The sequence below is a fragment of the Lysinibacillus sp. FSL R5-0849 genome (assembly GCF_038595075.1).
Lineage (GTDB): Bacteria > Bacillota > Bacilli > Bacillales_A > Planococcaceae > Lysinibacillus > Lysinibacillus fusiformis.
Genome location: NZ_CP152004.1, coordinates 1,902,882 through 1,928,657, shown reverse-complemented (window position 1 = coordinate 1,928,657; position 25,776 = coordinate 1,902,882). Strand labels below are relative to the sequence as shown.

General features: G+C 37.8%; 35 protein-coding genes and 1 pseudogene. 10 read left to right on the top strand and 26 right to left on the bottom strand.

Features of this window, described 5'->3' with window-relative positions; all coding sequences use genetic code 11:
• Nucleotides 1–251: 251 nt before the first annotated feature.
• Entirely contained in the window at nt 252–749 is a 498-nt protein-coding gene (locus MKY80_RS09245) for a GNAT family N-acetyltransferase (RefSeq protein WP_139150586.1), read from the bottom strand.
• A 16-nt stretch (nt 750–765) separates the two neighbouring features.
• On the bottom strand, nt 766–1,299 hold the full coding sequence (locus tag MKY80_RS09240; protein WP_342532669.1) for a helicase: 534 nt from the start codon (nt 1,297–1,299) through the stop codon (nt 766–768).
• Nucleotides 1,300–1,691: 392 nt separating this feature from the next.
• Here MKY80_RS09240 and MKY80_RS09235 point away from each other — a divergent pair, with 392 nt between their 5' ends.
• Nucleotides 1,692–2,012: a general stress protein gene (locus MKY80_RS09235; RefSeq protein WP_089984804.1), complete on the top strand. Its 321-nt coding sequence runs from the start codon at nt 1,692–1,694 to the stop codon at nt 2,010–2,012.
• Between the two features lie 405 nt (nt 2,013–2,417).
• On the opposite strand, the pseudogene MKY80_RS09230 reads toward MKY80_RS09235, so the two are convergent.
• Nucleotides 2,418–2,588: pseudogene (locus MKY80_RS09230) on the bottom strand (DUF2268 domain-containing putative Zn-dependent protease); the annotation flags it as partial.
• A 28-nt stretch (nt 2,589–2,616) separates the two neighbouring features.
• Nucleotides 2,617–3,105, bottom strand: coding sequence for a hypothetical protein (locus tag MKY80_RS09225; RefSeq protein WP_107921882.1), 489 nt, complete (start codon nt 3,103–3,105; stop codon nt 2,617–2,619).
• On the opposite strand from MKY80_RS09225, the gene MKY80_RS09220 reads away from it, so the two are divergent.
• Entirely contained in the window at nt 3,105–3,263 is a 159-nt protein-coding gene (locus MKY80_RS09220) for a hypothetical protein (RefSeq protein ID WP_342532666.1), read from the top strand. The two genes, MKY80_RS09225 and MKY80_RS09220, sit on opposite strands and share 1 nt — an antisense overlap.
• Before the next feature lie 603 nt (nt 3,264–3,866).
• On the opposite strand, the gene MKY80_RS09215 is transcribed toward MKY80_RS09220, so the two are convergent.
• The 5 genes from MKY80_RS09215 to MKY80_RS09195 all read right to left on the bottom strand — a co-directional run bounded on the left by MKY80_RS09215 (nt 3,867) and on the right by MKY80_RS09195 (nt 7,981).
• Nucleotides 3,867–4,442, bottom strand: a complete 576-nt coding sequence (locus tag MKY80_RS09215; RefSeq protein ID WP_342533024.1) for a dihydrofolate reductase family protein — start codon at nt 4,440–4,442, stop codon at nt 3,867–3,869.
• Nucleotides 4,443–4,672: 230 nt separating this feature from the next.
• Complete coding sequence (locus MKY80_RS09210; protein ID WP_342532664.1) at nt 4,673–5,518, bottom strand: DUF2785 domain-containing protein; 846 nt, start codon at nt 5,516–5,518, stop codon at nt 4,673–4,675.
• Nucleotides 5,515–6,270: an alpha/beta hydrolase gene (locus tag MKY80_RS09205; RefSeq protein ID WP_342532662.1), complete on the bottom strand. Its 756-nt coding sequence runs from the start codon at nt 6,268–6,270 to the stop codon at nt 5,515–5,517. The genes MKY80_RS09210 and MKY80_RS09205 overlap by 4 nt, the downstream gene beginning before the upstream one ends.
• Nucleotides 6,271–7,082: 812 nt before the next feature.
• On the bottom strand, nt 7,083–7,322 hold the full coding sequence (locus MKY80_RS09200) for a hypothetical protein (RefSeq protein WP_342532660.1): 240 nt from the start codon (nt 7,320–7,322) through the stop codon (nt 7,083–7,085).
• A gap of 110 nt (nt 7,323–7,432) precedes the next feature.
• The gene (locus MKY80_RS09195) at nt 7,433–7,981 is read right to left on the bottom strand and encodes a GNAT family protein (protein WP_239355034.1); all 549 of its coding nucleotides are present in this window, start codon (nt 7,979–7,981) and stop codon (nt 7,433–7,435) included.
• A 369-nt stretch (nt 7,982–8,350) separates the two neighbouring features.
• On the opposite strand from MKY80_RS09195, the gene MKY80_RS09190 reads away from it, so the two are divergent.
• Entirely contained in the window at nt 8,351–9,523 is a 1,173-nt protein-coding gene (locus MKY80_RS09190) for a multidrug effflux MFS transporter (RefSeq protein WP_043990054.1), read from the top strand.
• 70 nt (nt 9,524–9,593) lie between these two features.
• Here MKY80_RS09190 and MKY80_RS09185 read toward each other — a convergent pair whose 3' ends face one another.
• Nucleotides 9,594–10,091 carry a hypothetical protein gene (locus tag MKY80_RS09185; RefSeq protein ID WP_008175908.1) on the bottom strand — a complete coding sequence of 166 codons (498 nt, stop codon included), beginning with the start codon at nt 10,089–10,091 and terminating at the stop codon, nt 9,594–9,596.
• A gap of 96 nt (nt 10,092–10,187) precedes the next feature.
• Between MKY80_RS09185 and MKY80_RS09180 the strand changes: the two genes are divergently transcribed.
• Nucleotides 10,188–10,640 (top strand): NUDIX domain-containing protein, encoded by a 453-nt coding sequence (locus tag MKY80_RS09180; protein ID WP_008175907.1) that lies wholly within the window; start codon nt 10,188–10,190, stop codon nt 10,638–10,640.
• Between the two features lie 16 nt (nt 10,641–10,656).
• Here MKY80_RS09180 and MKY80_RS09175 read toward each other — a convergent pair whose 3' ends face one another.
• The gene (locus tag MKY80_RS09175) at nt 10,657–11,052 is read right to left on the bottom strand and encodes a GNAT family N-acetyltransferase (RefSeq protein WP_342533022.1); all 396 of its coding nucleotides are present in this window, start codon (nt 11,050–11,052) and stop codon (nt 10,657–10,659) included.
• 78 nt (nt 11,053–11,130) lie between these two features.
• Nucleotides 11,131–11,448 carry a MazG-like family protein gene (locus MKY80_RS09170; protein WP_008175899.1) on the bottom strand — a complete coding sequence of 106 codons (318 nt, stop codon included), beginning with the start codon at nt 11,446–11,448 and terminating at the stop codon, nt 11,131–11,133.
• A gap of 80 nt (nt 11,449–11,528) precedes the next feature.
• Here MKY80_RS09170 and MKY80_RS09165 point away from each other — a divergent pair, with 80 nt between their 5' ends.
• Complete coding sequence (locus tag MKY80_RS09165; protein WP_107921876.1) at nt 11,529–12,104, top strand: TIGR00730 family Rossman fold protein; 576 nt, start codon at nt 11,529–11,531, stop codon at nt 12,102–12,104.
• Nucleotides 12,105–12,159: 55 nt separating this feature from the next.
• On the opposite strand, the gene MKY80_RS09160 is transcribed toward MKY80_RS09165, so the two are convergent.
• Nucleotides 12,160–12,351 (bottom strand): transmembrane Fragile-X-F protein, encoded by a 192-nt coding sequence (locus MKY80_RS09160; protein WP_089984824.1) that lies wholly within the window; start codon nt 12,349–12,351, stop codon nt 12,160–12,162.
• A gap of 320 nt (nt 12,352–12,671) precedes the next feature.
• On the opposite strand from MKY80_RS09160, the gene MKY80_RS09155 reads away from it, so the two are divergent.
• Nucleotides 12,672–12,917 carry a YkuS family protein gene (locus tag MKY80_RS09155; RefSeq protein ID WP_008175890.1) on the top strand — a complete coding sequence of 82 codons (246 nt, stop codon included), beginning with the start codon at nt 12,672–12,674 and terminating at the stop codon, nt 12,915–12,917.
• A gap of 137 nt (nt 12,918–13,054) precedes the next feature.
• On the top strand, nt 13,055–14,221 hold the full coding sequence (locus MKY80_RS09150) for a Ger(x)C family spore germination protein (RefSeq protein WP_107921875.1): 1,167 nt from the start codon (nt 13,055–13,057) through the stop codon (nt 14,219–14,221).
• Nucleotides 14,222–14,257: 36 nt separating this feature from the next.
• On the opposite strand, the gene MKY80_RS09145 is transcribed toward MKY80_RS09150, so the two are convergent.
• The 7 genes from MKY80_RS09145 to MKY80_RS09115 form a co-directional block, all read right to left on the bottom strand.
• Nucleotides 14,258–14,917: an MBL fold metallo-hydrolase gene (locus MKY80_RS09145; RefSeq protein WP_342533021.1), complete on the bottom strand. Its 660-nt coding sequence runs from the start codon at nt 14,915–14,917 to the stop codon at nt 14,258–14,260.
• Nucleotides 14,918–15,028: 111 nt separating this feature from the next.
• Entirely contained in the window at nt 15,029–16,192 is a 1,164-nt protein-coding gene (locus MKY80_RS09140) for an MFS transporter (protein WP_089984829.1), read from the bottom strand.
• A gap of 222 nt (nt 16,193–16,414) precedes the next feature.
• Nucleotides 16,415–16,561 carry a hypothetical protein gene (locus MKY80_RS09135; RefSeq protein WP_342532654.1) on the bottom strand — a complete coding sequence of 49 codons (147 nt, stop codon included), beginning with the start codon at nt 16,559–16,561 and terminating at the stop codon, nt 16,415–16,417.
• Nucleotides 16,562–16,702: 141 nt separating this feature from the next.
• On the bottom strand, nt 16,703–16,834 hold the full coding sequence (locus MKY80_RS09130) for a hypothetical protein (RefSeq protein ID WP_255250286.1): 132 nt from the start codon (nt 16,832–16,834) through the stop codon (nt 16,703–16,705).
• A 594-nt stretch (nt 16,835–17,428) separates the two neighbouring features.
• Entirely contained in the window at nt 17,429–18,082 is a 654-nt protein-coding gene (locus tag MKY80_RS09125) for a hypothetical protein (protein ID WP_089984831.1), read from the bottom strand.
• Between the two features lie 45 nt (nt 18,083–18,127).
• Nucleotides 18,128–19,063 carry a PD-(D/E)XK nuclease family protein gene (locus MKY80_RS09120; RefSeq protein WP_342532651.1) on the bottom strand — a complete coding sequence of 312 codons (936 nt, stop codon included), beginning with the start codon at nt 19,061–19,063 and terminating at the stop codon, nt 18,128–18,130.
• Nucleotides 19,064–19,075: 12 nt separating this feature from the next.
• On the bottom strand, nt 19,076–19,816 hold the full coding sequence (locus MKY80_RS09115) for a sulfite exporter TauE/SafE family protein (RefSeq protein WP_008175882.1): 741 nt from the start codon (nt 19,814–19,816) through the stop codon (nt 19,076–19,078).
• 92 nt (nt 19,817–19,908) lie between these two features.
• On the opposite strand from MKY80_RS09115, the gene MKY80_RS09110 reads away from it, so the two are divergent.
• Nucleotides 19,909–20,406 (top strand): hypothetical protein, encoded by a 498-nt coding sequence (locus tag MKY80_RS09110; protein ID WP_008175881.1) that lies wholly within the window; start codon nt 19,909–19,911, stop codon nt 20,404–20,406.
• A 52-nt stretch (nt 20,407–20,458) separates the two neighbouring features.
• Here the strand turns inward: MKY80_RS09110 and MKY80_RS09105 are convergent, their stop codons facing one another.
• The 5 genes from MKY80_RS09105 to MKY80_RS09085 all read right to left on the bottom strand — a co-directional run bounded on the left by MKY80_RS09105 (nt 20,459) and on the right by MKY80_RS09085 (nt 22,785).
• Nucleotides 20,459–20,767, bottom strand: a complete 309-nt coding sequence (locus tag MKY80_RS09105; protein WP_043990023.1) for an RNHCP domain-containing protein — start codon at nt 20,765–20,767, stop codon at nt 20,459–20,461.
• A gap of 360 nt (nt 20,768–21,127) precedes the next feature.
• A complete protein-coding gene (locus MKY80_RS09100; protein WP_008175878.1) occupies nt 21,128–21,760 on the bottom strand; it encodes a hypothetical protein in 633 nt (210 codons plus the stop codon).
• Nucleotides 21,761–21,768: 8 nt separating this feature from the next.
• Nucleotides 21,769–21,936: a hypothetical protein gene (locus MKY80_RS09095; protein WP_008175876.1), complete on the bottom strand. Its 168-nt coding sequence runs from the start codon at nt 21,934–21,936 to the stop codon at nt 21,769–21,771.
• Entirely contained in the window at nt 21,929–22,114 is a 186-nt protein-coding gene (locus MKY80_RS09090; RefSeq protein WP_008175871.1) for a hypothetical protein, read from the bottom strand. Before MKY80_RS09090 ends, MKY80_RS09095 begins: the two co-directional genes overlap by 8 nt.
• Before the next feature lie 71 nt (nt 22,115–22,185).
• Nucleotides 22,186–22,785 (bottom strand): CPBP family intramembrane glutamic endopeptidase, encoded by a 600-nt coding sequence (locus tag MKY80_RS09085; RefSeq protein ID WP_342532643.1) that lies wholly within the window; start codon nt 22,783–22,785, stop codon nt 22,186–22,188.
• A 229-nt stretch (nt 22,786–23,014) separates the two neighbouring features.
• On the opposite strand from MKY80_RS09085, the gene MKY80_RS09080 reads away from it, so the two are divergent.
• Nucleotides 23,015–23,698: a class I SAM-dependent methyltransferase gene (locus MKY80_RS09080; protein ID WP_171365392.1), complete on the top strand. Its 684-nt coding sequence runs from the start codon at nt 23,015–23,017 to the stop codon at nt 23,696–23,698.
• Nucleotides 23,699–23,797: 99 nt separating this feature from the next.
• On the opposite strand, the gene MKY80_RS09075 is transcribed toward MKY80_RS09080, so the two are convergent.
• Entirely contained in the window at nt 23,798–24,238 is a 441-nt protein-coding gene (locus MKY80_RS09075; protein WP_342532641.1) for a GNAT family N-acetyltransferase, read from the bottom strand.
• A 111-nt stretch (nt 24,239–24,349) separates the two neighbouring features.
• Between MKY80_RS09075 and MKY80_RS09070 the strand changes: the two genes are divergently transcribed.
• Nucleotides 24,350–25,732, top strand: a complete 1,383-nt coding sequence (locus tag MKY80_RS09070) for a PLP-dependent aminotransferase family protein (RefSeq protein ID WP_342532639.1) — start codon at nt 24,350–24,352, stop codon at nt 25,730–25,732.
• Nucleotides 25,733–25,776 lie beyond the last annotated feature (44 nt).

Sequence of the window (25,776 nt, the reverse complement as noted above, 5' to 3'; positions counted from 1 at the left end):
TTTACGACCTATTAACAATAAAGGAAAATCACTTAAAATGCTATCGGTAATTAGACTGAAATAGTTATAAATATTGTTAATAAATTTGTGAATTGGTCAGCGAACCTTTTTATCAAGAAGTGTTATTGCACAATCTAGCCTGCTTCATAAAGAAAAGATGCTTTCTTATTTCAAAGCATCCGATTGGGGTATAACTATTAAATTTGGTGAGGAGTCGAGAAGCCTCATTACTTTCAGTAAGCTAAGGTTATTTACTTTTCTAAATGCTTTATCGCCAACATCGAGTGATCCTGAATGATGCCTGTATCTACAAAGCCAAAGGAAGCATATAATGTTTTAGCTTTGGCATTGCTTGTATGATAAAAGAGAGTTACATACTTCGCTTCCCCATATGGCATCTGTTCAATTTCCATCAACATTTTTTCAAAGGCAAGTTTGCCATATCCTTTCCTTTGATACCTTTTGTCAATCATCATATGCCATATAAAATAGCTCTTCTTTCCGTAATAATCTTCATTTTCAAATGATTCATGATCTAACGTATCATAAATATACATCATAAACCCAACCACAACTTCATCGAGATAAATGGCAACGGGAGTCGCTGGTATCCCGTCTGTATTCAACATATGAGCATCTGCAAAACTTTTGAGATTCGTAGTTTCTAAAAAGTCCTTCTGTTTTTCTTCAACCTCAAGTGCTATGACTTCTTCTATGTTTTCACCGGTTATTTTTCGTAATTCAATCATTCTTATTTCCCCTTCTTTACATTTTCTCTGTTTTCCTAAAGATAAATTGATCATCAGGATTCCAAATATGCAAGTCGTCAGCAACATAACCACGTAGCCATAGTACGCCGGCAATTTTTCTAAGGTAAAATCCTTTAGGAAAATCATCATCATCACGTATTATCTCTGATGCTATTGTGATGGATCCAGAAGGAGCTTGATGTTGTTGTAGAGAATTCCCTAAATCTCCCTCAGCTTGGTCTAAATATTCAAGTCTTACGTAAGGTCCAACCTCAAGTGGACATAATTCCAAACCAAGTTTATTCGCTTGTTTTATAAGCTGAGGCATAGTAGCTCCATCAGGAAAACCAAGATTCCTAACAACCAGTTCAATAGTATTTAGGCTGTACTTTGTTTCAGAAGTAATAAATTGATCATCAGATAATAATTGCTCACCATAATGATTCATCGAGATTGAATGTTCTTGTAACTTTTGAATAAGCTGCCATTTTGTTAGTCCACCAATTTCTATTGATTTAACAATAACAGGGCAATCAGGATAAATGCCCATTTGTATCCCTCCTAACATAATAAAAAAAATAACACACCCTAATTATACATATAATGGAAAATGAATAAAAGCTACCATTGACGTTCAAATCCTTTTCCTCTGCTGTTATAGCTTAAGTATATTTGTTCACGGAATCTTTTATATACAGTCTAATCGGTATGAAGAAAAGCACAGTTCTTGTTGCAGAATTGCGCCCTATTCTTGAATAAGGTACAATCCCTAAATAGAATAGTACCCAATTATAGAATAACAACTTACATTGTTTTCGAGTTGTTCATTAGTATTCCATTAGTTATTAATGCCACTCTACATAATTAAAAACTAAAAAAATGTTTTATTCATTCAATTTAGTGGAATAGATTGAATGTGAACATTCTTAGGAGGGATAAATAATGACAGTCAAATTGACAGTAGAAAACGTAGTACAGGCGAAACAAGAAGTGGAGAAATTAGAAGCGCAAGGATATCTTCGAGATAACATTTACATCTTTGCGCACTATGAAGAACGTGAAGATGATATTAACGAAGCACTCGGGACAGAAGAAGCTGGCATTGGCGAGCAAGGGTTCCTGACTTTTATGAAGAATCTGGTGAATTCCCGTGGAGATGAACTCCGCAATGAGTTAGCTTCTGTCGGATTAAGTGAATCGGAAGCTGCTCAATTCGAAAAAGAACTGGATACAGGTAAATTGGTCATAGTTGCCAATAAGTAAAAACAAACCCGGGAATCCCATCCCGGGTTTGTTTTTCATTTTACACGTCCTCCTCGTATTCCGTGAACTCTGTATTCCAGATAGCCTTTCAACCAAGTCAGTAAAAAAACCATCCTTCTTTATTGTCAATGATCTGCTCGAGGAAATTTTCATCTTCTTCATTAAAGAGTCTTCTTCAACAATATGACCCTTTAAAAGGAAAAAACGCGTTCCTAAATAAACGCGCCCGATCGTATTATAAGGTCAGCCAGAAAATATTTCTGGTTGACCATTTTTTTGTTGAAGATCGTTATTGAACTAAAGCACCCTGTTGAAAAAAGAGCTGCATACGCAACTCAATGATTTTTAACTAATCAATAACATATATTTACCCCTAGAATATATGTCAATTCATGCATTGATTTGTTATTTATAGTTTTCAAGATAGTTTCCTTTTTCAAAAATTTCTTTTGCACTTAGCGCTGTCCATTCCTCTGGGGTTACATTTGGGTGCAAATCAAGATAGGATTTTACCATTTTATAGCCCTCACTGTAACCATAACGATTAGGAAGGCCATTACCTCCCAGAATAATTTCTCCCTTATAATTGTTGTATGGTACTATATTATTCCGCATGTTCTTTCATTAATTTATCAAGTGCTTTACCATAAGCATCTTTGTTTTCCTTACTTAACTCATATAGTGCACTTTTCCAATTTTCCCTATCTACACCTGATAAATGTGGAGTACTTTTTAGTACAGCTTCTTGCATATTCGGTTTATCCTCTTTATTAGCGTCTTTAATAAGCTTTGTTGCTTTTCTTGCATCTGTTACCCCTACTTGTATGTCTTTGTGAATGTCTTTGTATTTATCAGGAACTTTTATATATTCCATATTGTCTAAAATCTTATCCATCTTGATTGCTGTTTCTAAAATATCTTTTTCTTTGTCTTTGTCTTCCATAGCTTTCATCGAGTTTACTATGAATAAATCCTTCATGTATTGAAACTCTACTAATTGTTCACAAATATAATAGGGATACTGTTTCTCTGATATTACTGTTTTCATTGTTGATTTGCTTAACTGCTCAGTCTTAGGAGTAGACTCTTTCATTGCACAAATTGGATAAAGTGATTCCAGCTATTGAAGGCCTCGGGTTTCAAGGTCCAGACTATACTAATAAGGAGATCAGCATACTCTTTTCGGATGAAACGAAAAAGCATGCTCTTTATTTATATACTGCTACTCCAATTGAAATGGCTACCTTTTAAAAAATGAATTGGACCGTTTCTTTGAGCTGCAAAATTTAATAAAACAAAGTGGCGCTCCCATTACCTATGTGGTCGTCGAAGACATGCGGGAACCTGCCGATAGCAGCTCCATTTTGTTCTATATGAAAGATGTACAAAGTACTAACACGAAAGAAGATTTCTTGTTACAGTTAAAAAAAGCTAACCACGGTTTGAAGTGAGGTAAATACTATTTTACAACAGTCCTTTTCAGAAAAAGATATTAACAACCACATACGATTGTTTACTAAATAGACATACTCACGAAATGCATTACCTAAGTTTCTTCTAAGAAGTTACTTGGTAATGCATTTTATCAAACGTTGGTTAGCTTAGTATGTAAGCTAGACTGTCCTTTAAACATAATTATCTAGGCCGGTCCATAAGACTATTTCTTGGGTGGTATTGCTCCACAATATGGCCCTTTAATGAAAACGAGCGCTGATTCTTGTGACAGAATCGCGCCCTTATATGGAAGACTTGATTTCAAGATAATACAATTACAATTTCCATTGTTCCCCTGTTACTTAAAAAGGGGTTGGGGTTGGTTTAAAAAGTTAGCGTAATCTATTTTAAGTGACAAGGTCATCTACCCGTCTGGTAAACGAGACCTATGGCTCCAGAATCAAATGTCTTGTTTTCGATAAGTTTAAGATTGACCTTCTCCTTGAGACCTTGGAATAACGGCAACCCGCTGCCGACCAGGACGGGAGAAACCGTAATTTTATATTCATCAATTAAATCAAGCTGCATAAGGTAGTGTGCGAATCTAGGACTTCCTAGGATGACCATGTCCTTGCCTTGCTCCTGTTTGAGGTTCTTGATCTCTTCCTCGACATCTTCTTTCACCAGTCTGGAATTGTTCCATTCGACTTTCTCCAGCGTCGTGGAAAAAACGATTTTGGCTGTCTTTTCGATCCACTCGGCATGATTCCGTTCGTACTGCGAAGCTGATGGGTTCGAAGGCACAGATGGCCAGTAACTGTGCATCATCTGATAAGTCCCACGTCCCCAAATGACAGTGTCGGCAGTACTCAGAATCTCTTTCGCGTGTTTCTCCAATTCAGAATCGTAGGAAACCCAGCCAATGTCCATTTCACCGTTTGGCCCTTCTACAAAACCGTCAAGCGATGCGTGCAGAAATAGAACAAGTTTTCTCATTTTCAGTTCTCCTTTGTTCATGAGGGATGTCTCATTATACTTTGCAGTTTTCATTAATGTTATGTGCAGAGTCAAGTATAGCACACATAAGAATCAATAATTTCTTCTAGATTGCAAAATTTCTTTATTAAACAATTTGGCCCTATAATAAAAAAACACCCATTTCTACATGAGTGTCTTAATTGAATGAAAGTTCTTAAACGTATATACTGGGACAACGCCTTAATCCTTTAACTGATAGAAAACCTGTTTAATTTTGCCTCAGTGCCAAGTATTGCAGTTTTAAGCTCATTCTCCTGGCTATCTTGTCTCCTTCTGAAATAGAGACTGCGTAAAAAATTCTTGCTGTTCACACGAGCAATCACCTGACTGCGACTTCTCGGCAAATCGCAGCATTGCGCTAAGCAGCTAATCCAATCAGCAATTTCTTGATGTGGAAGTAACTTTTTGTCAATCATCGTATCCACGATATTGACCAACCGCTCATCATCCTCATCACTAAAAATATGTATTCCATTATGTAGCATGCCAGAAATAGCGACAAGAACCTCATGTAACATTGCAATGCTGCTCTCCTCGCACTGCACCAACTCAACAAAAACATCTGCACCGTGAGACGCGCTGTGAGCCCAGCCTCCTACTGAAAGGTAACCTCGCAGATCCTTCTCCTCATTGTAATAACGGAGCATTGCTTGCATTAATTGCTCAATTTCTTCTTGATTTAAAAATGGATTCTGTCTGTGGCGTTGTATAATCAAAGCGATAGGCAAAGCAGAAAACGTCCTTGTAAAGACTGACTGATCATCCTTGCTGCCAATATTATAGAACAAATGGTTCTCATCCGTCAGAACAGGTAAGAGACTACGCAACTCCTCTTCACTGAACCTATTCTCTTCCTTAATCCACATATAAAACATCGGATATATCAAGTTATCCCGCAATTCTGGCTGAGGATCGCCGATATATTGAAGTAACAAAGGTAAGAAATCTTGATGCTGCTCACCTTCGCCTAACTGATACTCATTCTCCTCAATTCTTTGCAAATCCTTCATAAGTTTCATCCTTATTTCGCTCACTTTCCCATCTCCTTTAACATTAATAAAATCTCTTCTATTACAATATCAGGCTCATCATGATGTATATAATGTCCACTACGACTAGCAATCCGGAACTTACTTGACGTTGACAGCCATTGGAATTCTGCTTGTAGACTTTGTTCAATTTCTAATATTTCTTGTGAGGGCCATCCATCTTCATTATTATCGGGTAAACCTCTTGTAATAATTGAGAGAGGAATGTCACTTTGTTTTGAATAATCAACAATTTGCTTATAACTCTGTATTTTATCAATTTTCTCACTATTCAACATAGGATTCTTGAAATATTCCCTATTTCCTGCAAGTAGATTTTCTGGTAGAACCTTTTCATAGGCAAGTTCTTTATATTCCGGTGCAGCGTCAACCAAAACCATACCACAGATGTCCAGCGGATAAAGACTAGTATACAATCTGGCGACCAATCCACCAAAGGAATGGCCTACTAATATATAAGGCTTCTCCACGTCAAGCGCTAGCACCAATGCGGAGAGCTCCTCAACAAGATCACAGCAAGTTCGCGGGACAGCTACGTCTTGACCCCTGCCAATACCCGCCCTGTCATAGGACAAGGTTGACGTTTCATCCGATATTCGGTCTTGGACCTTTTTCCATGTTTCATGGCTATCGCCTAACCCTGCAATAAAGATTACGCTGGGTGTATTTTTACGATATTTATTGAACAGTATACGCCTATCATAGAAATTGATTATCTTTTCATGTTGTATCGTCACTTTTAATCACCTATTTCTACAATATAAAAAAAGGGTCGTTTATGCAACTCAGTAATAATTTGCTAAAGTTCTCCGTTAGTTAAAGTGAGATCTTCACAATCTTATTCTATATTTCAACAATAATAACCATTTTATGTAAAATGTTCCTCAACAATCTGGCCCGTTTGTTGAATAAACAACTTTATTGTTATTTAAAATCTCCATAGAGATTATAATTCGGCTATCTATATCAAAATGAAACAATTCGATAATTAGTATTGGCATAGATGACAGACAAATAATTTTTGGAACAAGGGAGTTGCTTGGCTGTCTTAGGAATAATTCGTTAGCTATCAAAAGTAACAACTCTGAGAAAAATAATAATAGTTTCAAAACAGGAATTTACATTTACTATACTTGTAAAAAATGAGTAAAATTATATTGTAAATAGAATTATGTAACTATTTTTGGGAGGTACATTAATAAAAGGGAAAATTGACAATGACTAATTATAAAAAAATATTTATTTCTGGGCTTACAGCTTTCACAATTCTTAAAAATAGAATAAAGTTACATTTCAATTGAAATGCCTAATTAATTGAAGAAGATCATACGAACATTGTAATCCCTTATATGCCCAAAGCGTCGTTTGGTACGTGTCATAAAAAATGTTATTCAATAATCTGGCCCTTTATAAAAAACACTTTCCTTATTCAAGGAAAGCACCCGATTGTTGAGAGTTGTAGCCTTTTGACATTCTTTATAAACTCTTTATTATCAATTATTGCTACCTCTACAAACCTATTCATCCACATCACAATCCCTACGAAGAATCACCTTCTAAATTGAGTTAGTATTAAAATAATGAAAACTAGCGTCAATCCGATAATACTGATGAAAGATGCCACTTTTATATAACGAATAGCACCATCTGCTATTTGTGGTTCTTCTTTGTACATCCATCGCTTTCCCCATAATAAGCTTTCTTGAGGGTAGAAATAGCTCCAAATTAATACTCCATATAATGGCATCGCTAAAATAATGACTACGATTGTATCAAACATTTTTAGCATCACCCCCAAAAATCGTTACATATCAATCCCTATTTGAAGTATTCATTTGTATTCCATGAAACATCCAATAGATGAACAAACTTTTCTTTCGATTTCTCACTGATTCTAATTTAATTGAAGTTATTGTGGCTGTTCTTTTTTAACAAAGAATAGATAAACGTATCATATGCCTTTTCCTTTTGCACCATATAGTCTCTTAGAATTCCCTCTTGCTGAAACCCTAGCTTTAGCAGTAGCTGATTGGATGCTTCGTTTTCTACATACACGACAGCTCCAATACGTTGTAAATTCATGTGTTCAAAGCCATAGTTGATTACTTGCTGGATTGCTTCTTTTGTGTACCCCTTACGCCAGTAATCTGGATGGATTTCATAGCCGATTTCCGCTCGTTTATGGGGAGCAGACCATAAATGATAGCCAATCGTACCCATGACCTCTCCTGTTTCTTTAAGCTCAATACCCCACCGTATACCTCTTTTTTCCTCGTAGTTTTTGTCAAAATGCTTGATTAACTGTTCAGCCTGTTGTTTTTCTATAAAAGGTTCCTGCCCATAATAGCGTGTGACCTCCTCATTTGAAAGGCAATGAAAAATTGCAGCTACATCAGCCTGCGTCAGTTCTCTTAACTTAAGTCGGTCCGTTTCTAACATTGGAAACATCGGTCTTCCCCCTTCATCATTTCTTATCCTTAACCATCAAGCATAATGGCGTCTTGCTCACTGGTCATGATGTGCTTTCCCATTTCATCTACCTATTGGAGAAAACATATTTATTCCATCTTATGAAATTTCCATTTTCTGTACAAGTTATTTCTCTTAAATTTTAATAGAAATAGCAATTATTACTATATAAAAATTATAAAATAGTTTATAATAGAAAGCTGACTATGCACTCCTACTTAAAGCATATAAAGGTGATTTCAACATGCTATCTTATGAACGTATTCTAATAATGGTCCCGCCGGTTCCCTAGCTACGCTTTCTACTTGTAACGAACAAAGTAGAATTTGCTTGTAGGAGGGCAATATGTTGAAAAAACAGGCAGTACCATCTTTATTGTTAATGATTGTTCTTGTGGCGTTCCCACAAATTAGTGAAACCATTTATACACCATCTCTACCGGACATTGCAGATGCACTTGGTGTATCCAATAGCTCTGTCCAATTAACCTTAAGCATCTATTTTATTGGATTTGCATTAGGTGTTTTTTGCTGGGGATGGATTTCTGATATTATTGGTCGTAGACCTGCCATGTTAGGCGGTTTAGTTTTTTATGGAGTAGGGAGCGCATTATGTTTTTATGCGGACACTATCTCCATTCTAATCATCAGTCGTTTTATTCAAGCATTCGGTGCTGCTACTGGCTCTATTATTACGCAAACCATTTTGCGCGAAAGTGTAACCGGTAATAAACGACATGGTATGTTCGCACAAATTTCCGCAGTCATTGCGTTTACTCCTGCGGTAGGACCTTTAATTGGAGGCTGGGTGGATCAAGCACTCGGCTTTCGGGCAGTATTTTTTGTCCTTGTGGTCATGAGTATAGGGTTGTTCATCTATGCCTATGCCAGACTACCTGAAACAACGCAACCAGCTACTAGGCAAAGAATAGCGATTTGGCCAGTCGTCAAACGCATTTTTGCTTCGCCGACCGTTCTTGTCTATGGTTTGCTCATCGGGGGCATTAACGGTGTGCTATTTAGCTATTATGCGGAGGCACCTTTTATTTTCATTGGTCACTTTCAGATGACGCCTGGACTCTATGGATTTCTTGGCATCATCGTAGCATTGGCCTCGATTTTAGGAGCGATGATCTCTAAGCGACTTATCGCCACGCATCCACCTCAACAAATTATTTATATAGGTTGTTCCGTGATGTTGATGGGCGCTTTCCTTTTAATGATTGTCTGTACTTTACCATTGCCTATTAGTATGCTAGCCATGAGCATCATGGTTACCATTTTTATCTTGCTGTTAGGCTCGGGCATTGCCCTTCCTAATTGTTTAAGTCTAGCATTGGTAGACTTTCAGGACGTCATTGGGACAGCAGGTGCCATCTTTAGTCTCGGCTATTACTTGCTTGTCAGTGTAATCACATCTGGTATGAGTTTGCTTCACAATGAATCCTTGCTGACGATGCCTCTTTATTTCTTGGTGTTAACGATCATGATGTGGTTTAGTGCAAAAAAATATATTCGATAATGGATGCTAGCGGGCATCTTATCTAATTAAACAAAAATGCCACCCTGTTTGCTGAGGGTGGCTTCTTCTTTTATTGAAAATAGTGTTCCACCACTTCCTGTGCGGATTGAAACACTTTATTACTTTGTGTTTTATAAAGGAATTTAGGATTCGTACAGGCTTTCTCCAGACTTTTAGCTTGCTTTAGCTTATCCGTCATTTGCTCAATAATATCCGTATAGCCATCTAGCTGATTTGAAATTTTAGGCAGCATAATAGGTGAGATGTCTAACACAATTGACACCTGATCCTCTGCGTAGCTATTTAAATTGATAAAAAAGCATTGTTCCAAATGCTTAGAATGTTTATCGACATTAATGACCGCCTTTTGAAAATGGGCAACTAGGCCTGTAGAAGTTTGTGTAATGTTAAAGCCTTGCTCTGTCAAATGTTGTTCAATGAGCTGTAAAAACTGATCGACCTCAGCATCTAGTTTCGGCGTGACCGTTGATTGGATTAAATCATCACAATTTTGATAAATTGTATCAATTTCAGTCTGTTTTTCAACAAGTATTTTAAAATTGGACATTGAATACACGCTTCATCTCCCCTTTTTATTAAGGTAGACATTCATGAAGCGTTTTAGTCATAATCATAAAAAATTAACAAACCTAGGGAGGTTCCTATGATAAGAAACTCTGTCAAAGCCATCATCCTCGTGGATGGTGAAATATTGCTGATCAAAAATAAAATTACAGAGGAATATTTTTATATTTGTCCTGGAGGCGGACAGGAGCATGGTGAAACATTTCATGCGACACTTCAACGAGAATGCCTTGAGGAAATTGGTGCTTCTGTCCATATTGGAAAACTTCTTTTTATCCGCGAATATATTGGAAAAAATCATGAGCATGCTGCCTTTGACGCAGATGTTCATCAAGTAGAGTATTATTTTCTATGTCAGCTCCATGAACAATTGCACCAACCCTCTAATCCAGATAGTCACCAAATTGGGACTGAATGGGTCTCAGTGGCAAGGCTCCATGAGTTCCAACTTTATCCGAAAGCATTAATTCCACAACTTCAGCGATATGTGCAAGGGCTAGAAACAACTATTTATTTAGGTGACATCAATTAGCAAAGGCTGCCTATTTTTATAGACAGCCTTCTTCAGCCTCAAATGGTTTTACCATCGTATAATAGCTACTGCCAGGCGGATAATCCTTTATTTCTCCCACCATTTGATAGCCTCTTTCCTCATAAAACGTACGAGCTTGGAACGAATAGGTGCTAAGCAACGCCTTGTTAGCGCCCATTTCCTGTGCAGCTATTTCGGCTTGTGCCAGTAATTTACTGCCCAAGCCTTTTCCTCGATACTCTTCTTGAAACCAAAATTTATGTATTTCCATCCATCCCCAATACACTTCTGCGGTCAAACCCCCAACCCATTGCTGGTGTTGATCAGTAACGATCAAATGGAGAGGACGAACGGCTCCCTTCTGCCTACTTTCTCGATGATGAAGAGAATGCTCGTTATTAAAGCTACGAATTTTTTCACTTAAAAAATTCGCAAAATCATCATGCTGTTCATATAAAATTGAAATATGCGTATCGATATGGGGTTCCTCCTAATCCTGATAACGCTTCAAAAGTTTGTCTTGATGCGCCACGAAAATTTCCTCAAGTGGTATATCATATTGATTGGCAATGACAATAATATTCCCTATAACATCACCTAGCTCTTCCATAAGCTCTTGCTTATTTTCCTCATAGGATTGTGTTATTTCATCAGGTCGATCTCGGCCAATTTCTAATGCTCGTATAGCTCTAGCAACCTCGCCTGTTTCTTCTGCTAAAAAGCCAATTCGTGTAAATATGTTGAGCTCTGACCACCCACGGCTTTCATAGTAGTCCTTCACCCAATGTTGGAACTCATTTAATTCCATTTTTGCTCTTCCTCCATTTCTTTCCTATTCAAATTAAATTATACTATAAAAGAATCTCATCAGATATGGAGGAATCAATAATGAACAGTATCGCAGTATTTTGCGGATCTAGTATCGGCGCTTCAGACGCCTATCGTGAAGGCGCAATTCAACTTGGGAAAGAGCTAGCCAAACGTCAAATTACCCTTATTTATGGTGGGGCAAGCGTTGGCATTATGGCAACAGTAGCCGATACTGTGCTACAAGAAGGTGGAAAAGTTATTGGCGTGATTCCAACCTTGTTAGAGGCGCGTGAAATTGCGCATCAGCAGTTAACAGAACTGATCGTTGTCAATACGATGCATGAACGCAAAAGTAAAATGATGGAACTAGCAGATGGCTTTATTGCCCTACCTGGTGGTCCTGGTACATTAGAGGAATTTTTCGAAGTGTTTACTTGGAATCAAATCGGCCTCATCCAAAAACCTTGTGCCATTTTCAATATTGAACAGTATTTCGATTTATTAATTTCATTTTTTGATCATATGCAACAGGAACAATTTTTAAAAGCACAATTTCGAGAAGCATTAATCGTTGACGCAGATGCGGTAGCGCTTTTAGATAAATGTCAAAGCTTTGTTCCTCCAGCTATAAAAACCTACGAGCTAAGCAAATAATCAGTTGGTAAGGTTAGTCATAGTCATACTCGACTGATCTTACCACCGCTTCTTTTTATCTCGTCGCATCTCGTTTTTTTACCACAAGTACAGCTACCAATACCATGATGAGCTTCACCACAATTATGATTATATACAAGCTAAATGATAATATGGCTGGTAGTAAAACAAGCCACCATGACCAAGCAATAATATCCGTTAGCTTTAATAGGACCAAAACAACAGTTAATACTTCTACAATGCCCATCTCTTCACCACCTTTGTCTGTAGACTATGTACCTACGTATAGGGAAATAATAAAGGTAAATCATACAACAGTAGAAAGTTCAATGTATCCTATTTCTGCAAAAAGTGAGTTTGCACCTTTAATAAAAGCAGAATTTGCTTTTCCAGCCGAAGCTTAAAGATGTTGAATTGTTAACAGACGAATCATTAGCAACCATTATGAAGAGAGGATTTCTCTTTAGAATGGTTTTTTACTTTTTCAGTCATTAGCCACCTTCAAAAAAATAATATGAATAATGCGCAACATGAAATGGCACATTACTTGTAGGAGGTGGACAAATTATGTCGAGAATTATTGGTGTTGAAGAATCATTATCTAATATTGAAGAGGCTTTAAAAGCGAAAGGCTATGAAGTCATCCAGCTTCGCAATGAAGAGGATGCCAAAAAATGTGATGCCTGCATCATTACGGGTCAGGACAGAGACGTCATGGGGATTAGTGACCCAGTTATAGAAGGTCCTGTCATTGATGCGAATGGGCTTTCAGCTAACGACGTCGTTCAACGTGTCGAAAAATATTTTCATTAATCATGAAGTGCTGTCGCGAAAATATGGCGAGCAGCACTTTCTTATTGGTTCTCCTTACATACTTATAATATCTACTTATAATACACCTAATAGTTGTACAAAATAAATAATAGGAACTTTAAAAAGTAGGGAGATATATGAGCCAAAAAAATATCATGCTTGTAATTTTAATGCTTACAACTACACTCCTCATGTCAGGCTGTTGGGATGTAACAGAACCCCAACGGATGTATTATGTGCAAGGTGTTGGTGTTGATTATAAGGATAATGAATATATAGCGTACATCCAACTTATGAACTTTGCCAATGTAGCAAAAACAGAACAATCGAATCCACAAGCTGCACCAACTGAAGTCGGGAAAGCTACAGGAAAAACAATTGAAGAAGCAATCTATAAATTGTATCGTTCAATGGACCAAGAAGTCTTTTGGGGACATATGACCTATCTCCTTTTCTCAGAAAAAGCGATGGAAAGTGAGCATGCTATTCCCATTATCGACACGTTTCTACGCTTTCGAGAAACAAGATATCATATTTGGGTCTATTGTACACAAGACCCCATCGAGGAAGTTTTATTAGTATCTCCTATTCTTGAAAAATCACCGACTGCGACCAAGCTGAGTAATCCTAAAAATACTTCGAGACAAGAATCATTTGTAGAGCCGGTGAACTTGAGACAGCTAGTCATTGGTTTAAATGAGCCGAATCATGAAATGAAGGTCCCATTCATTTCCATCAATCAAGACTGGGAAACAGCCAAGGAATCTCGCACTGAAACTGTTTTTGCAGGTGTCGGTATCCTGTCAAAGAACACCTTTAAAGGCTTTATTAAAGGCAATACAGCACGAGGAATTGAATGGATGAATAATGAAACGAAGCAAGGAGAAATCACGATCAAATTAAACAATACGGAGGAGCGCGACTACTTAACTGTTGATATTAAAAAATTAGATGTCAATGTCAAACCAATTGTTGAAAACAATCAAGTAAAATTTGAAGTGTATTTAAAATTTAACACCATTTTGAATGGCTTTAAAGGAAAAGTGACAGCGAGCCAGGTCAGAAAAAAAGTAGAAAGTGAAGTCAAAAAGGAAATTATGGCTACGTTCCAGGAAGGTTTAAACATGGATGCGGATGTCTATCGATTGTCAGAATATCTCTATCGCGATAATGTAAAGGTATGGAAAAACATACAGAAGGATGGCAAAATCCCTTTAACCAAGGATTCCATTAGTAAAATCGATATTCATATTAACAAAGTAAGCCCTGGGCGAAAATCATTTGAAGAAACAATTACCGAATAATAAAAACGACCACCCCTATTAGGAGTGGTCTCTTGTTTATGATAATACTTGATGAAGCTGATTAAGGACAGCTCCTCTACTTATTCCTCCGTGATAGCATACAACCGTTTCGATATCGAGGTCTAGGTATTTCTGTAAAGACTCCTGAGCTTCCGCTAAATCTAATACAGACGGTTCATGGATACCCGCAATATGGCCTTCTACACTGTATAGGGAGTCACCGGCAATTAATATTTTGCTTTGTGTCAAATAAAGACTGAGATGGCCTGGCGTATGTCCAGGTGTATGGATGATTTGAATGCCTTCGCAAAAAGGCAATTCTTCACCATCACTCAAGGTCACATCCACTCTTCCCTTTGGTGGATTTTCTAAATGCGCATCTTTTAATAATGGTAGCTCCCCTTGAATATACGGTTGCTCCAGTGCATGCGCATATACTCGTATATGCTGTCCACATGTCTGTATTAATTCCGGCAAGCACCCAATATGATCCACATCCTGATGCGTGAGAATGACCGCACTTAGCTGGTCCAAAGAAACACCAACCTGTGCCATCGCCTCTCGCAATTCCTCCATTTGTCCAGGAAAACCTGTGTCTATTAACACAGCCATATCTTGATCCCACAAAAGCGTTGGATGAATAATGAATCCTTGATAGCTCAGTTTCAGTACCTTTACACCTTTTGATATTTCTATAGCATTTGCCCCCTTTGCCAAACATGAAAAGATAATGGTGATCCTCTTTTAGTTTCTGCTTTCAGCCTAAAATTTCCTGCCATCCCTATCATGGACTTAAAATTTTATTGGCTACATATGATTATTTTTTCTCGTTCTCTTAGCATCTTTATAAACAAACAGAGCAACAAGAAGAAAGCTTATACTAACAACACGGAAAATCATCTCTAAACTAATCCATTCAGCTAAAAGCCCTAAGGTGAATGCGCTAATGCCAACTCCAATATCAAAACTAGAAAGAAATGTGGCATTCGCTGCACCACTTTTTGCCTCACTTACTTTTTGAACTGTCCATGTTTGTAAACAAGGCATAACGGTTCCATAGCCCGCTCCGAATAGGATAGCTGCGATAATAAGCATCCCATTATTTGTCGCGTAGGATAACACAATCAATGATAAAAAACCTAGCACTGCTGACACAATGATAATTGACCACGGCCCCGTTTTATCAAACCATTTTCCTGTAAATGGACGTAGTAAAGTGGAAACCATCGCATTGATTAGGAAAAATAAAAAAATTTGATCTAACCCTCTTTGTTCGCCATATAGCACAAGGAAGGTAATAATTGCACCAAAGCCAAGCGTTGTCATAACAGTCAGTAATGCTTGAAACCATACTTCTCGTTCGAAAATCGCTTCTATAAATCGAAATGGCTGCTTCTCATGTTTAACCGGTTCAGCAGAATAAACAAATTGAAGAGCTATCACTGCCAAAAGGCAAAGAATGACGGAAGAATAGATTAATAGTTGGAAAGAAAAAGAATGATAGATTAGGATGCCTAAGCTAGGGGCAATGATAGCTCCCACTGTTGTTGAAATAGAAAAATAGCCTATCCCTTCACCTAATCTTGTTTTTGGAATTAAATCCACCGCCATTGTACTATTCGCAGTTGTTGACACTCCCCATGTTACTCCATGGAAAAACCGTAATAGTAGGAAGAGCCAGATTGTGCTCAAAAAGGGATACATAATTGTAATCATTAATAACATAACCCCCGCACCAATTGCTAAACCTTTTCTATTGTTATCGACTAAATAATAGCCTACAAAAGGTCTAATGATAATAGCCCCTATTGTAAATACTGTAGTAACCAACCCTACCTGAAAAGGAGAAGCATGTATGCTAATTAAATAGGCTGGTAAAATAGGTAGTAACATTTCAAATCCTATAAAAGTTAAAAAGTTACTAATAAATAAAAAAAGAAATGCTGAAGTAAAAATTCTTTGTTTTTGCATGTTAAAATTCCTCGCTTCTAATTAATCTTTTTTAAATTAGAAGCGCTTGGCACACTGAAACATTCCTAAATTGCCTTAACTTTTTAAGCAATCGTCTCACCCTTTCAAAAGCTTTATTTTTAATAATTCTTCTTTAACAACACAAAAAGACGCCAGCTAACCGGCGTCATAACATGTATACAGTATTTAAAAAGAACAATCATAAAGGATCTTCTTTATCTATTAAATACACAGGCAAAAAGCTTTCGGTTGCTGAATTCTATATGAAGTTTTTCTAAAAAAACGACAGACTGGTCCCGTTGAATTGAAATCAGCTAATTGTAAAAATGTTTTAACTTCAATTGCAGCCATTCTGAAAACAGTTTCCATCACTTTTTGCCTCCTCTCGAAATATCAATACAATATAATTTAATACAAAATAATCAAAAAAGCAAATTCAGTTTTCCGCTCTCACATTCTTTTAGGGCTACTTGATACAACCTTATCATGTGAAGTTAGGTGAATTGTCCTTTATCTGTGTACAATATACCCTACCTTACGTGGTGCCACTACGTTTTGCTTTTCAACACTTTTCATACGATCATCTGGCGTTTTTTTCATAGGAGTTATCAAAAGTTCAAACATGGTTAATTGTTTATCCATTTTCATCCCCCTTTATGATTCTTAAAAGGTATTGTACACTCTATTGGCTGCTTATCTTATATATGTTTAATAACTAGATTTTATACTAGAGGAAAAAATAGAGACATCTTTATACCTAGTACTTTCATTTGAATAAGAAAAAGCAACCTGTATCTCGACTGAATAAAAGGAATATACCCGTTCATTACTCTAGTAAGTAAAATAGCGGAAGTAACATGAACCCTACTAGCAAAAGCACTGGAATCAAGGAAACAATTAAAGCCAATATTCTTAGCTTCCCCTTTTGACTAAAAAGAGCAGCTAGAAATGACCACAATATCCCCTATTTCAGAGGTTCCATTCACTACAATGGGGGTAATAAAAGCAAAGACCATGAACAAAGAAAATAATAACAATGAAATCATACTCAAATATTTTCTCAACACAATTACTTCACCCCTCCTGGTTTTTTCTTCCATTATTTTAACATAAAACATTTCATATCTTATGCAACTAAACGGCTCAGAAGTTCAATAAAAAAAGAGCTGCGAATGCAACTCATAAGCTACTACCTTCACTTCAACTGTTTTAAAGCTCTCCTTCTTGAATACCTTTTTATAAAATTCGTGCAGTCTCCCCGTCGATTATTTTAATATGTATAAACGACGAACCGCCTCCTTGAATATGATTGGGCACGTCAGATAAATCAAGTAATTCCTTTATATGAATGAACTTTTTACGATTAGGCTCAATCTTCACATAATAAGGGCCAGCTACATTCATCAGAGACGCGATACGCTGTCCGTTATCCGTTAAATGATCATCTAAAAACTCTAGCTCAAATGACACCGCTTCATTACTTCGATTTTGTAATTCAAGATGACATTCTCCTTGTAATACATCTTTGCTTACTACATCAAATTGGCATTCGCCATTCTCAGTATAAGAAATCGCCATAATGCCACGAGCGAATGTCTCTTGATAGATGGTCATCAGAAGAATGGGTAATAAGGCAAAGGTGATTAGCACTACACCCATTGATAGGAGGTGAAATTTTTTCAGACCCTTGACAAGAAAAATCAAAGCAAGGATAAAGAGAGCTGAACCAAGTAACCCAAGCAGCACATAGCCCTCATCAGTGAGGATTGGGAACGACATAAAGGAAACTCGTGCATTCACCATTTGATAGTTAGGAAATGGGAAAAATAAACACATACAAATTCCTAAAAGGATGATGGACGTAACAAGCGCCCCTTTATTTCTTATCATATTCTCCCTCCTCTAGTAGAAAAGCAAATAGGCGATGCTCCATTTCTACTTTTGCGCACATAATTCTCTAAAATTACATCCACGGCAATGCCATTTTTCTTGTGTTTGTTCGAAATCTTCCAAGTCCACAGGCTCGTTAGAAAAAATATCAGCTTGATACTTTTTCATTTCTAACACACTATACTGAAATGTATGTAAAATATTTTTCATATCGAAATCGGTGAAGCTATATTTCTTCCGTTTTCCGGTTAGTAAATATTCATTATAGACCTCGATTTGCTCAAGTGGCACCCGATATTTTTGCTGGACATAATAGGCATAGAGGGCTAATTGCTGGCGATCATCATCTGACTCGCCCCCCGTCTTCCAGTCCACAATTACCCATTTATCTGTTAGTTCATTAAAGTAATGAAAATCCATTACAACGAACACTTGGATATCATTGATTTTCATTGAGCGAAACTGTTCGGGCTCTCCAATTCGCAAAGAGCCTCTTTGTGACGTAATTTGTTGAAATGTTTCACTCCTCAAAAAATGCTCAAAAACAAGCTTAATTCGTTCTTTATAGTCCTGTACTAGATCGGTAGGAAGTTTGCCAGTATAGTAAATTTCCTGCATCATATAGTATTTATTTGGTTTTTGCCTCCATGATTCAAGATGGCGAGTAGAATCAATAAAAGCCGCATTCAGCTGTCCTCGAGCCCAATGAATCAGCTCCTCTAATGTGGGAGGCTTCCCTGTTTGTAAATAATCATTAATAGCCTGTTCAATAAAACGGTGAACAATTTGCCCAAATAAAATAGGCATGGGTTGAAGTTTTTTTAAACGATACACAAGTTGATGATAAGGCTCCACATTGTAGCTTAGCCACCCGTTATGGGAAAAATAATATTCATAGCCATATTTACGGGCACAGCTTGTTAGCGTTTTATGACGTGATAATGACCATGAAAACGTAGGGTACGGTGTAATTTCAAACACGACAATCGCCTCCTATAGCTGCTGGATAAAATCATAGACAAGCTGTACAATCAGAACAATGGTTACAATACGAAGTAGCAGTTTGACTTGATTTGCGTTCACCTTTCTTGCTAAAACAATACCAATTTGCGCACCAATCGTAGACCCTACCATTAAAATCAATGTCAGTGGCCATTCAATTTTCCCCGTAGCAATATAGGTAATCGCTGCTCCTGAGCACATGGCGAATACCCCTACCCTTGAGAGTCCTACTGCTTTAATATAAGATATTTTCTCATGCGCATATGTATAAAGGGCTAGTGTACTACTGCCAGGCCCAAACATACCATCATAAAAACCAACTCCAAGGAGGATTGGACCATTTTTTCGATTCATAATAAAGAGTTCCTTATCGCCAAAATCTGCCCCACCCATAAAGGACATCATTAACGCAAATCCTAGTAAAATGATGGCAATAAACGTCAATGCTTGACTACTCATAAATGAAGCAAAAAGTCCACCCAATGTTCCACCAATTAGGGATACCAATAAGACCGGTCTCATTTCTGACCATGCTAATTCCTTACGTTTATAAATCGTATAAAAGCTCGAAAATGCACTTACCATATTGGATACTTTATTAGCCCCAATTGCTGAATGGACAGGCACCCCCATTAACATCATCGTTGGCAAGGTGATTAAACCACCGCCACCCACTAACGTTCCAATGACATTCCCAATGATGCCAATGAATAAAAATAACAAGTATTCCATCATATCCTTCTTTCTCTCTCACAAAAGCAATCATTCTATGATACAGTATAACAGATTGTAATTTTGAATGATGATGGAAATGAGGGGCAAGGATGCAGACACAACAAAAAACACCAACACCACGCTTTTGTCACCAGCTGACGGTCATCGTGGCCACCATTTTTTTAGCTGGCTTCACAGCTACACTAATTCAATATCGAAAGCTTCCTGCAACGATTCCCGTTTTACAAAGCTTTACAAGTGACCATGCACAGTTTGGGCCAAAAATTGCTATTTTTTATTTACCATTTATCGCACTCATGCTATTTTTACTTTTACACTATTTAGAGATGAAAGCAGCCTATCCTATGATGAGAAAAAATAAACCGCCGCTGTCCCATAGCCAGCGTCAAAATGGCATCATGACATTTTGTCTCATAAAAAATAGTATTTTACTGTACTTTACTTACTCCCTTTTCAACGACCTTACGATTGCATTGGGACGCGTTCGCATTTTACAACAATGGCATGCATATCTTTTTCTTTTCTTGCTCTGTGGTATTTTCAGTATGGGGATCGTACGAGGCATTTTATTGAATAAAAAGCGTTAAAAAAGACGTATTAAAGAGTTGCTCTTTAATACGTCTTACAAATATGAAACGACTATATAGATTGCATAAATAGAATAAGTTGATCCTCTTGTGTGCAATCCACGGCTACTTTATTGCGTGACTGGTGACCACATTTTGTACATTGATGTACAAGTTGATACCCTTTTTTAGATGAATAATCAATAGTAATAGGTTTCATTAACCCTTTACATGGATTGGCTCTATCACCAGGTACAATATCTAGTTGCTTTGAATATAAACAATGTGGGCAATGATTGCGGAAACTGCCATTGTTTAATGGTGTCACGTCTAACCCACATTGTTCACAATGAAATGCTGTATTTTTAGTTTTTCTACTCAATTGTTCTTCCTCCAAGACGAATTTTTCATCTTTGGAGAAAGGGTTCCGTTTTGTTTTTCTATATAAATAGTATTAGGCTTTGATCATGATTTAACCCATTCACCGTTTTGCTCTACAAAACGATTACTTCTAATTCCACCTTCAAAAGAGCCTATTTCATCTCTTTATCCGAACCACGATTGACTTTAGGAAATTGTATCAATCACTGTAAGACGGATCTCTCCACCTTCCACTAGTCGGTGCTCATTGATCATCACTAACTTAGGCATTCGTCCCCTTATGAACAATTGTAGGAAATCTATTTACCTTCAAATGAACGACTCCTCATAAGTTTCATGTTTTGTTTAGTAAACCAAATAGTTATTCACGATCCAATTCTCTTTCCATTTGTCTAAAATTATGTATTAAACCATACTTTTGTACACCACGCGCTTGTTCGATGCTAGCATCAGCCCATTGGCGAAATAATTCTTGATTTTTTTGACTATGGGCGTATACCGCCTCTACAGCGGGTTGCATCCAAGGCTGTGTCAGCTTGTCGCTTCTCATAGCAGCCGTTCGACCTTCCATCGCTGCAATATAGCATAGGGCATAGCTTGACAATGGCTCCTTGTTAATTTGCTGGGCAGCAGCCTTTGCCGCTCCAAGATTTTTCTCCATAATTGCTTTCGTAAATAGATAATTATATTTGATGGCTGGCTGCTTATAATGGTGGATGATGACATCGATAGCACGAATCTGTTCATCTACCGTCCCATAAGCGGATGCATAGAGAGCCGCAAATATTGGTTCTTTTTGACGGCGCTTCACCCATTTATCTACAAGTTCCATATTGTTTGATCGATATAAAATATGTACATGACGGTAAATAATAGCTACCACGAACACTGCAATTATACCGAGTGAAAAGGATAGCCGAACACCTGATAAAGATAGCACCATAGCCAGCAAAATAATGGCTAAATAAATGACTGTTAATTGAACAATTTTCATAATGCCTCCTACTGCAATTTCCTGCGCATTTTACGTGAAAAGATGAAACCCGCTCCTATAAAGAAGACAAGTGCCATTACTTTCATGATAGGAATGATAAAAAGCTTACTGATGAGGAAAACAACGACTATATAATAGACCACCATTGCCAGTAAAAATAATGTCAGCTTATTCACGAGGCTCCCTACTTTCCTTTAATGCCGCCTCAATCGCAGCAAGCGCTTTTGGTCCCATTCCATGTAAATGAGCTAAAGTGGAAAGGTCAACGTTTTCCAGCTGTTTCAATTGTGTATAGCCTGCTGCCTGTAATGCACGAATTGCAGGTTTGGCTACTCCCTTTGGCCATTCTGTCATGTTTGCACTTCCCTTCAAGAAAAATCTTCTCTGCCCTATTATGCAAGTGACGGCAAAGAAATGCAAATAAGTCAAAAAGATAGAATTTGAAACATGGATAAGCAAGCAGTCATTAAATTAGTCAAACTATGAATACTCCAGCTCGTCATGATGGAGCCCCCGCTAACTCGCTCATTCATCCATCCCATCACATAGCCTGCTAGCCCCGTAGATAGTACAACTAACAAGATGATTGGAAGTGGTAATACCATCCATAACATAGCCCCATGGATACAGCCAAAAACGAGGCTTTGTAGCAAATTTCCGACCTGGAAACCAAATGACTTTGCCAGCCTTTTCAGTAAAAAGCCACGGAACAAAATCTCCTCTGATAAGCCGGTCTGAATCATAGCATACAGAAGAGCGGGTATGACCCCCGCTAAGCCAAGACCAGTAAATTGATTGGACGCTAATATGGAACCATCCATGTAAAAAAAGACGAGAGCGAAATTAGGCACCACTAATACGACAATAGCAAGCATATAAAACATGGCATATTTCCCCTTATCGACAATAACTGGCCTATGAAATCCTAACCATTCGAGGAATAGTTGTTTCTTTTTAGCTGTAAAACTCCACCAAACAAACGGTATGACTGAAAATAACACCACTTGCACAATTGCATTAATCATATTCCCCCCCCTATTCATTACGTTAAGTGTAGAAGAAAGACCTATTAAATTCAATGACAATTTAATGATAATCGTTAAATTATTAATCCTTTAAATTAAGTATTAATCGTTTTACTTTAATTATAATAGGGTAAGATTTCATTATTGTGCTTCGGTTAAATTTAATATATACTCAATTACAGACAAACAAGGTCTTTAATATACGCAATATACATTGGAGGTAATGACTATGAAGACACATTTATTAGAGAAGGCTCGCATTTATGAACAAAGTACTCGTATCTCTGTACCAGCTTATGACACTCTGTTCGCCATGACACAAGCCTATTTCCGAGCTCATTTAGGTGAGCAAGAAACTTCCCTGCTAGTTGTAGGAGCTGGGGGCGGTAATGAGTTGTCCGCATGGGGACCCTCTAATCCAAGCTGGACATTTACAGGTATAGACCCGTCTGAAGAGATGCTGCAAATTGCTCAGTATAAAGCACAGCAATTAGCTATTGAAAGCCGAGTTCAGCTTCTCCAAGGAACCATTGATACCTTGCCCTCCTCTCCATTAACCTATGATGCGGCTAGCTGTATCCTTGTGCTGCATTTTATGGAAGATAGACAGCAAAAACTTAACTTACTGCACAACATTCATGAGCAATTAAAGCCTGGCAAACCTTTTGTCCTTGCTTGTGCCTACGGTGATCGTAATAGTGACGAACTGCAAGATCGCATTAAAATCTGGCAAAGCTTCTTTTTAGAGGCAGGATATAAAAAAGCAAAAGTTGAAGATATGGGACAAGTCATTATGAATATCTCTTTCCTATCCGATCAAGACATTCAAGAATTATTGAAGGAGGCTGGATTTAAGCAGATTACGCGCTTTTTCAGTTCAGGTCTTTTTGCTGGCTGGATGAGTCACGCCTAACCGTAAGACCCCGCCATTTAGCTCAAATGGGGGGTCTTTCAACAGGTGGATTATAGATTTCATACAAATAAAGGCTTATAAAAACTACAGCCCTGTTTTTCACCAATAAATACTGTAATAATAAACATGATCATCTATGGTCATCCCTACTTTTTCATAGAGCTTTTGTGCATTGACATTGTCCCTTGCTGTTTCGAGCATCATGTAACGAGCGTTCTCCTGCTGGCAATAGACGTAGCATTGATCGATTAATGCTTTGGCCACCCCTTGTTTTCTGGCATGCCCAGCCACAAATAAATCATTTAAAATAAACGCCCTTTTCATAGCTACGGATGAAAAGATAGGAAATAACTGCGCAAAGCCTACTGCTTCCCCATCTAAATATGCGAGAAACATAATGGATTGCTCCTTTTCCACACGTTCTTGGATAAACAGCTCGGCTTGTATTAAATCAGTCGGTTGTCCATAAAACTCACGATAGGCATTAAATAACGGGACCACTTCCCCAATTGTTGCCTGTGTCACAGTACAAATATTCATATTCCACTCCCCCATTTCAATTTATTTGTCATTCTAGTATGATGGTAGTAGATTATCTGACATTTCAAAAGAGACAGTATCAAACATTTCAACATGTCGAAGAGGTGCGTTATGGACGATTTCATCTTTTTATTAACCGACAAAGAGGCCAAATATAAACAAATCTATCAGCAAATGAAAACCCTCATTATGGAGGGCACATTGCAAAAAAATGATTCTCTGCCTTCTATTCGGAAGCTGGCAGACACATTGCAGGTGAGCCGCAATACGACCTTAACGGCCTATGATCAGCTTGTAGCTGAGGGGTACATTCGTGGTGAAGGTCGGAAAGGGTATTTTGTGAATGCGCTGGAGCAAGTTTTCTTTCAAGAGCAGCCACAGCCCATTCGATCGAAGCCACTAAAGGATACTACAGCATTCCTTGTAAACTTCAAAGCAGGGGCTGTCGATCAACAGCACTTTCCCATCAAGACGTGGCGTCAAATCGCCAATCAGGTTTTACAGGATTCCACTTGCTATCAATATGGTGAACTGTTTGGAGAACCTATGCTAAAAGAGCAGCTTGCCCAATATTTACTGCAGGCAAGAGGCCTATATACCAATAATGAAAATATCATTATTGGGAGTAGTACACAGCAAATGCTTCTGTATCTTGGGTTTTTATTGAAGGAAAATTTCCCCAGCATATTGCTGGAGGACCCAGGCTATGATGGGGCTCGAGAGGCATTTCAATTACATAACTTTGACATTGAGGCCTTACCTGTTTTCGAAGCAGGTGCACAGCTTGATATTTTAACAACTTGTCGCTCACGGCTATTGTATGTCACACCATCACACCATTTTCCATATGGTGCCTCCATGAACATTCAACAGCGGCAAGCACTAATACGATGGGCTCAAAAAGTGAATGGCTATATTCTTGAGGATGATTATGATGGTGAATTTCGTTATACACAACAGCCATTCCCTGCTCTTGCCTCTATCGATCCCTCTCGGGTCATTTATTTAGGCACATTTTCGAAATCCTTTTTACCAGGCATACGAATAAGCTATATGGTGTTACCAGATGCCCTTATGCAGCCTTATAAAGAAAAATTTGCTCATTTTGAACAAAATGCATCCACCCTACATCAACGCACAATGGCTCATTTTATGGCCCAAGGCGAATGGACCCGCCATATTAAAAGAATGCGCCTAACCTATAAACAAAAAATGCATTGCCTTGTGCAGGAGCTACAACAACAATTTGGGGAGCAAATCACGGTTTTAGGTGAACAATCAGGACTCTATATTTTGGTGAAAATAAAGTCATCCCTCTCGGAACAACAGCTAATCCAACAAGCCGAGTCACACGGGGTAAAAGTTTATCCAACCAGCCCGTTTTTTCTCCATCAAGCCCGTATAGAACCGATGCTACAGCTAGGCTTTAGCACATTAACAATGGAAGAAATTAAATTAGGTGTCCAATTACTTAAAAAAGCATGGTCCTCATAAATAACACCAAGTTCGTACATTGTGTTCAATAAAAAAGGACCATC

Coding starts and splice junctions, on each gene's coding strand:
- MKY80_RS09115 (WP_008175882.1), bottom strand. CDS start 19,816: ATGGAATACTTGTTATTTTTATTCATTGGCATCATTGGGAATGTCATT.
- MKY80_RS09245 (WP_139150586.1), bottom strand. CDS start 749: ATGATTGAATTACGAAAAATAACCGGTGAAAACATAGAAGAAGTCATA.
- MKY80_RS09090 (WP_008175871.1), bottom strand. CDS start 22,114: ATGACAGAATGGCCAAAGGGAGTAGCCAAACCTGCAATTCGTGCATTA.
- MKY80_RS09200 (WP_342532660.1), bottom strand. CDS start 7,322: ATGCTAAAAATGTTTGATACAATCGTAGTCATTATTTTAGCGATGCCA.
- MKY80_RS09130 (WP_255250286.1), bottom strand. CDS start 16,834: ATGGATAAACAATTAACCATGTTTGAACTTTTGATAACTCCTATGAAA.
- MKY80_RS09075 (WP_342532641.1), bottom strand. CDS start 24,238: ATGAATATTTGTACTGTGACACAGGCAACAATTGGGGAAGTGGTCCCG.
- MKY80_RS09155 (WP_008175890.1), top strand. CDS start 12,672: ATGTCGAGAATTATTGGTGTTGAAGAATCATTATCTAATATTGAAGAG.
- MKY80_RS09125 (WP_089984831.1), bottom strand. CDS start 18,082: ATGATAAGAAATAAAGGGGCGCTTGTTACGTCCATCATCCTTTTAGGA.
- MKY80_RS09070 (WP_342532639.1), top strand. CDS start 24,350: ATGGACGATTTCATCTTTTTATTAACCGACAAAGAGGCCAAATATAAA.
- MKY80_RS09080 (WP_171365392.1), top strand. CDS start 23,015: ATGAAGACACATTTATTAGAGAAGGCTCGCATTTATGAACAAAGTACT.
- MKY80_RS09140 (WP_089984829.1), bottom strand. CDS start 16,192: ATGCAAAAACAAAGAATTTTTACTTCAGCATTTCTTTTTTTATTTATT.
- MKY80_RS09110 (WP_008175881.1), top strand. CDS start 19,909: ATGCAGACACAACAAAAAACACCAACACCACGCTTTTGTCACCAGCTG.
- MKY80_RS09160 (WP_089984824.1), bottom strand. CDS start 12,351: ATGGGCATTGTAGAAGTATTAACTGTTGTTTTGGTCCTATTAAAGCTA.
- MKY80_RS09195 (WP_239355034.1), bottom strand. CDS start 7,981: ATGTTTCCAATGTTAGAAACGGACCGACTTAAGTTAAGAGAACTGACG.
- MKY80_RS09085 (WP_342532643.1), bottom strand. CDS start 22,785: ATGATTAATGCAATTGTGCAAGTGGTGTTATTTTCAGTCATACCGTTT.
- MKY80_RS09170 (WP_008175899.1), bottom strand. CDS start 11,448: ATGGAATTAAATGAGTTCCAACATTGGGTGAAGGACTACTATGAAAGC.
- MKY80_RS09135 (WP_342532654.1), bottom strand. CDS start 16,561: ATGGAAACTGTTTTCAGAATGGCTGCAATTGAAGTTAAAACATTTTTA.
- MKY80_RS09235 (WP_089984804.1), top strand. CDS start 1,692: ATGACAGTCAAATTGACAGTAGAAAACGTAGTACAGGCGAAACAAGAA.
- MKY80_RS09180 (WP_008175907.1), top strand. CDS start 10,188: ATGATAAGAAACTCTGTCAAAGCCATCATCCTCGTGGATGGTGAAATA.
- MKY80_RS09225 (WP_107921882.1), bottom strand. CDS start 3,105: ATGAAAGAGTCTACTCCTAAGACTGAGCAGTTAAGCAAATCAACAATG.
- MKY80_RS09240 (WP_342532669.1), bottom strand. CDS start 1,299: ATGGGCATTTATCCTGATTGCCCTGTTATTGTTAAATCAATAGAAATT.
- MKY80_RS09185 (WP_008175908.1), bottom strand. CDS start 10,091: ATGTCCAATTTTAAAATACTTGTTGAAAAACAGACTGAAATTGATACA.
- MKY80_RS09150 (WP_107921875.1), top strand. CDS start 13,055: ATGAGCCAAAAAAATATCATGCTTGTAATTTTAATGCTTACAACTACA.
- MKY80_RS09215 (WP_342533024.1), bottom strand. CDS start 4,442: ATGAGAAAACTTGTTCTATTTCTGCACGCATCGCTTGACGGTTTTGTA.
- MKY80_RS09165 (WP_107921876.1), top strand. CDS start 11,529: ATGAACAGTATCGCAGTATTTTGCGGATCTAGTATCGGCGCTTCAGAC.
- MKY80_RS09100 (WP_008175878.1), bottom strand. CDS start 21,760: ATGAAAATTGTTCAATTAACAGTCATTTATTTAGCCATTATTTTGCTG.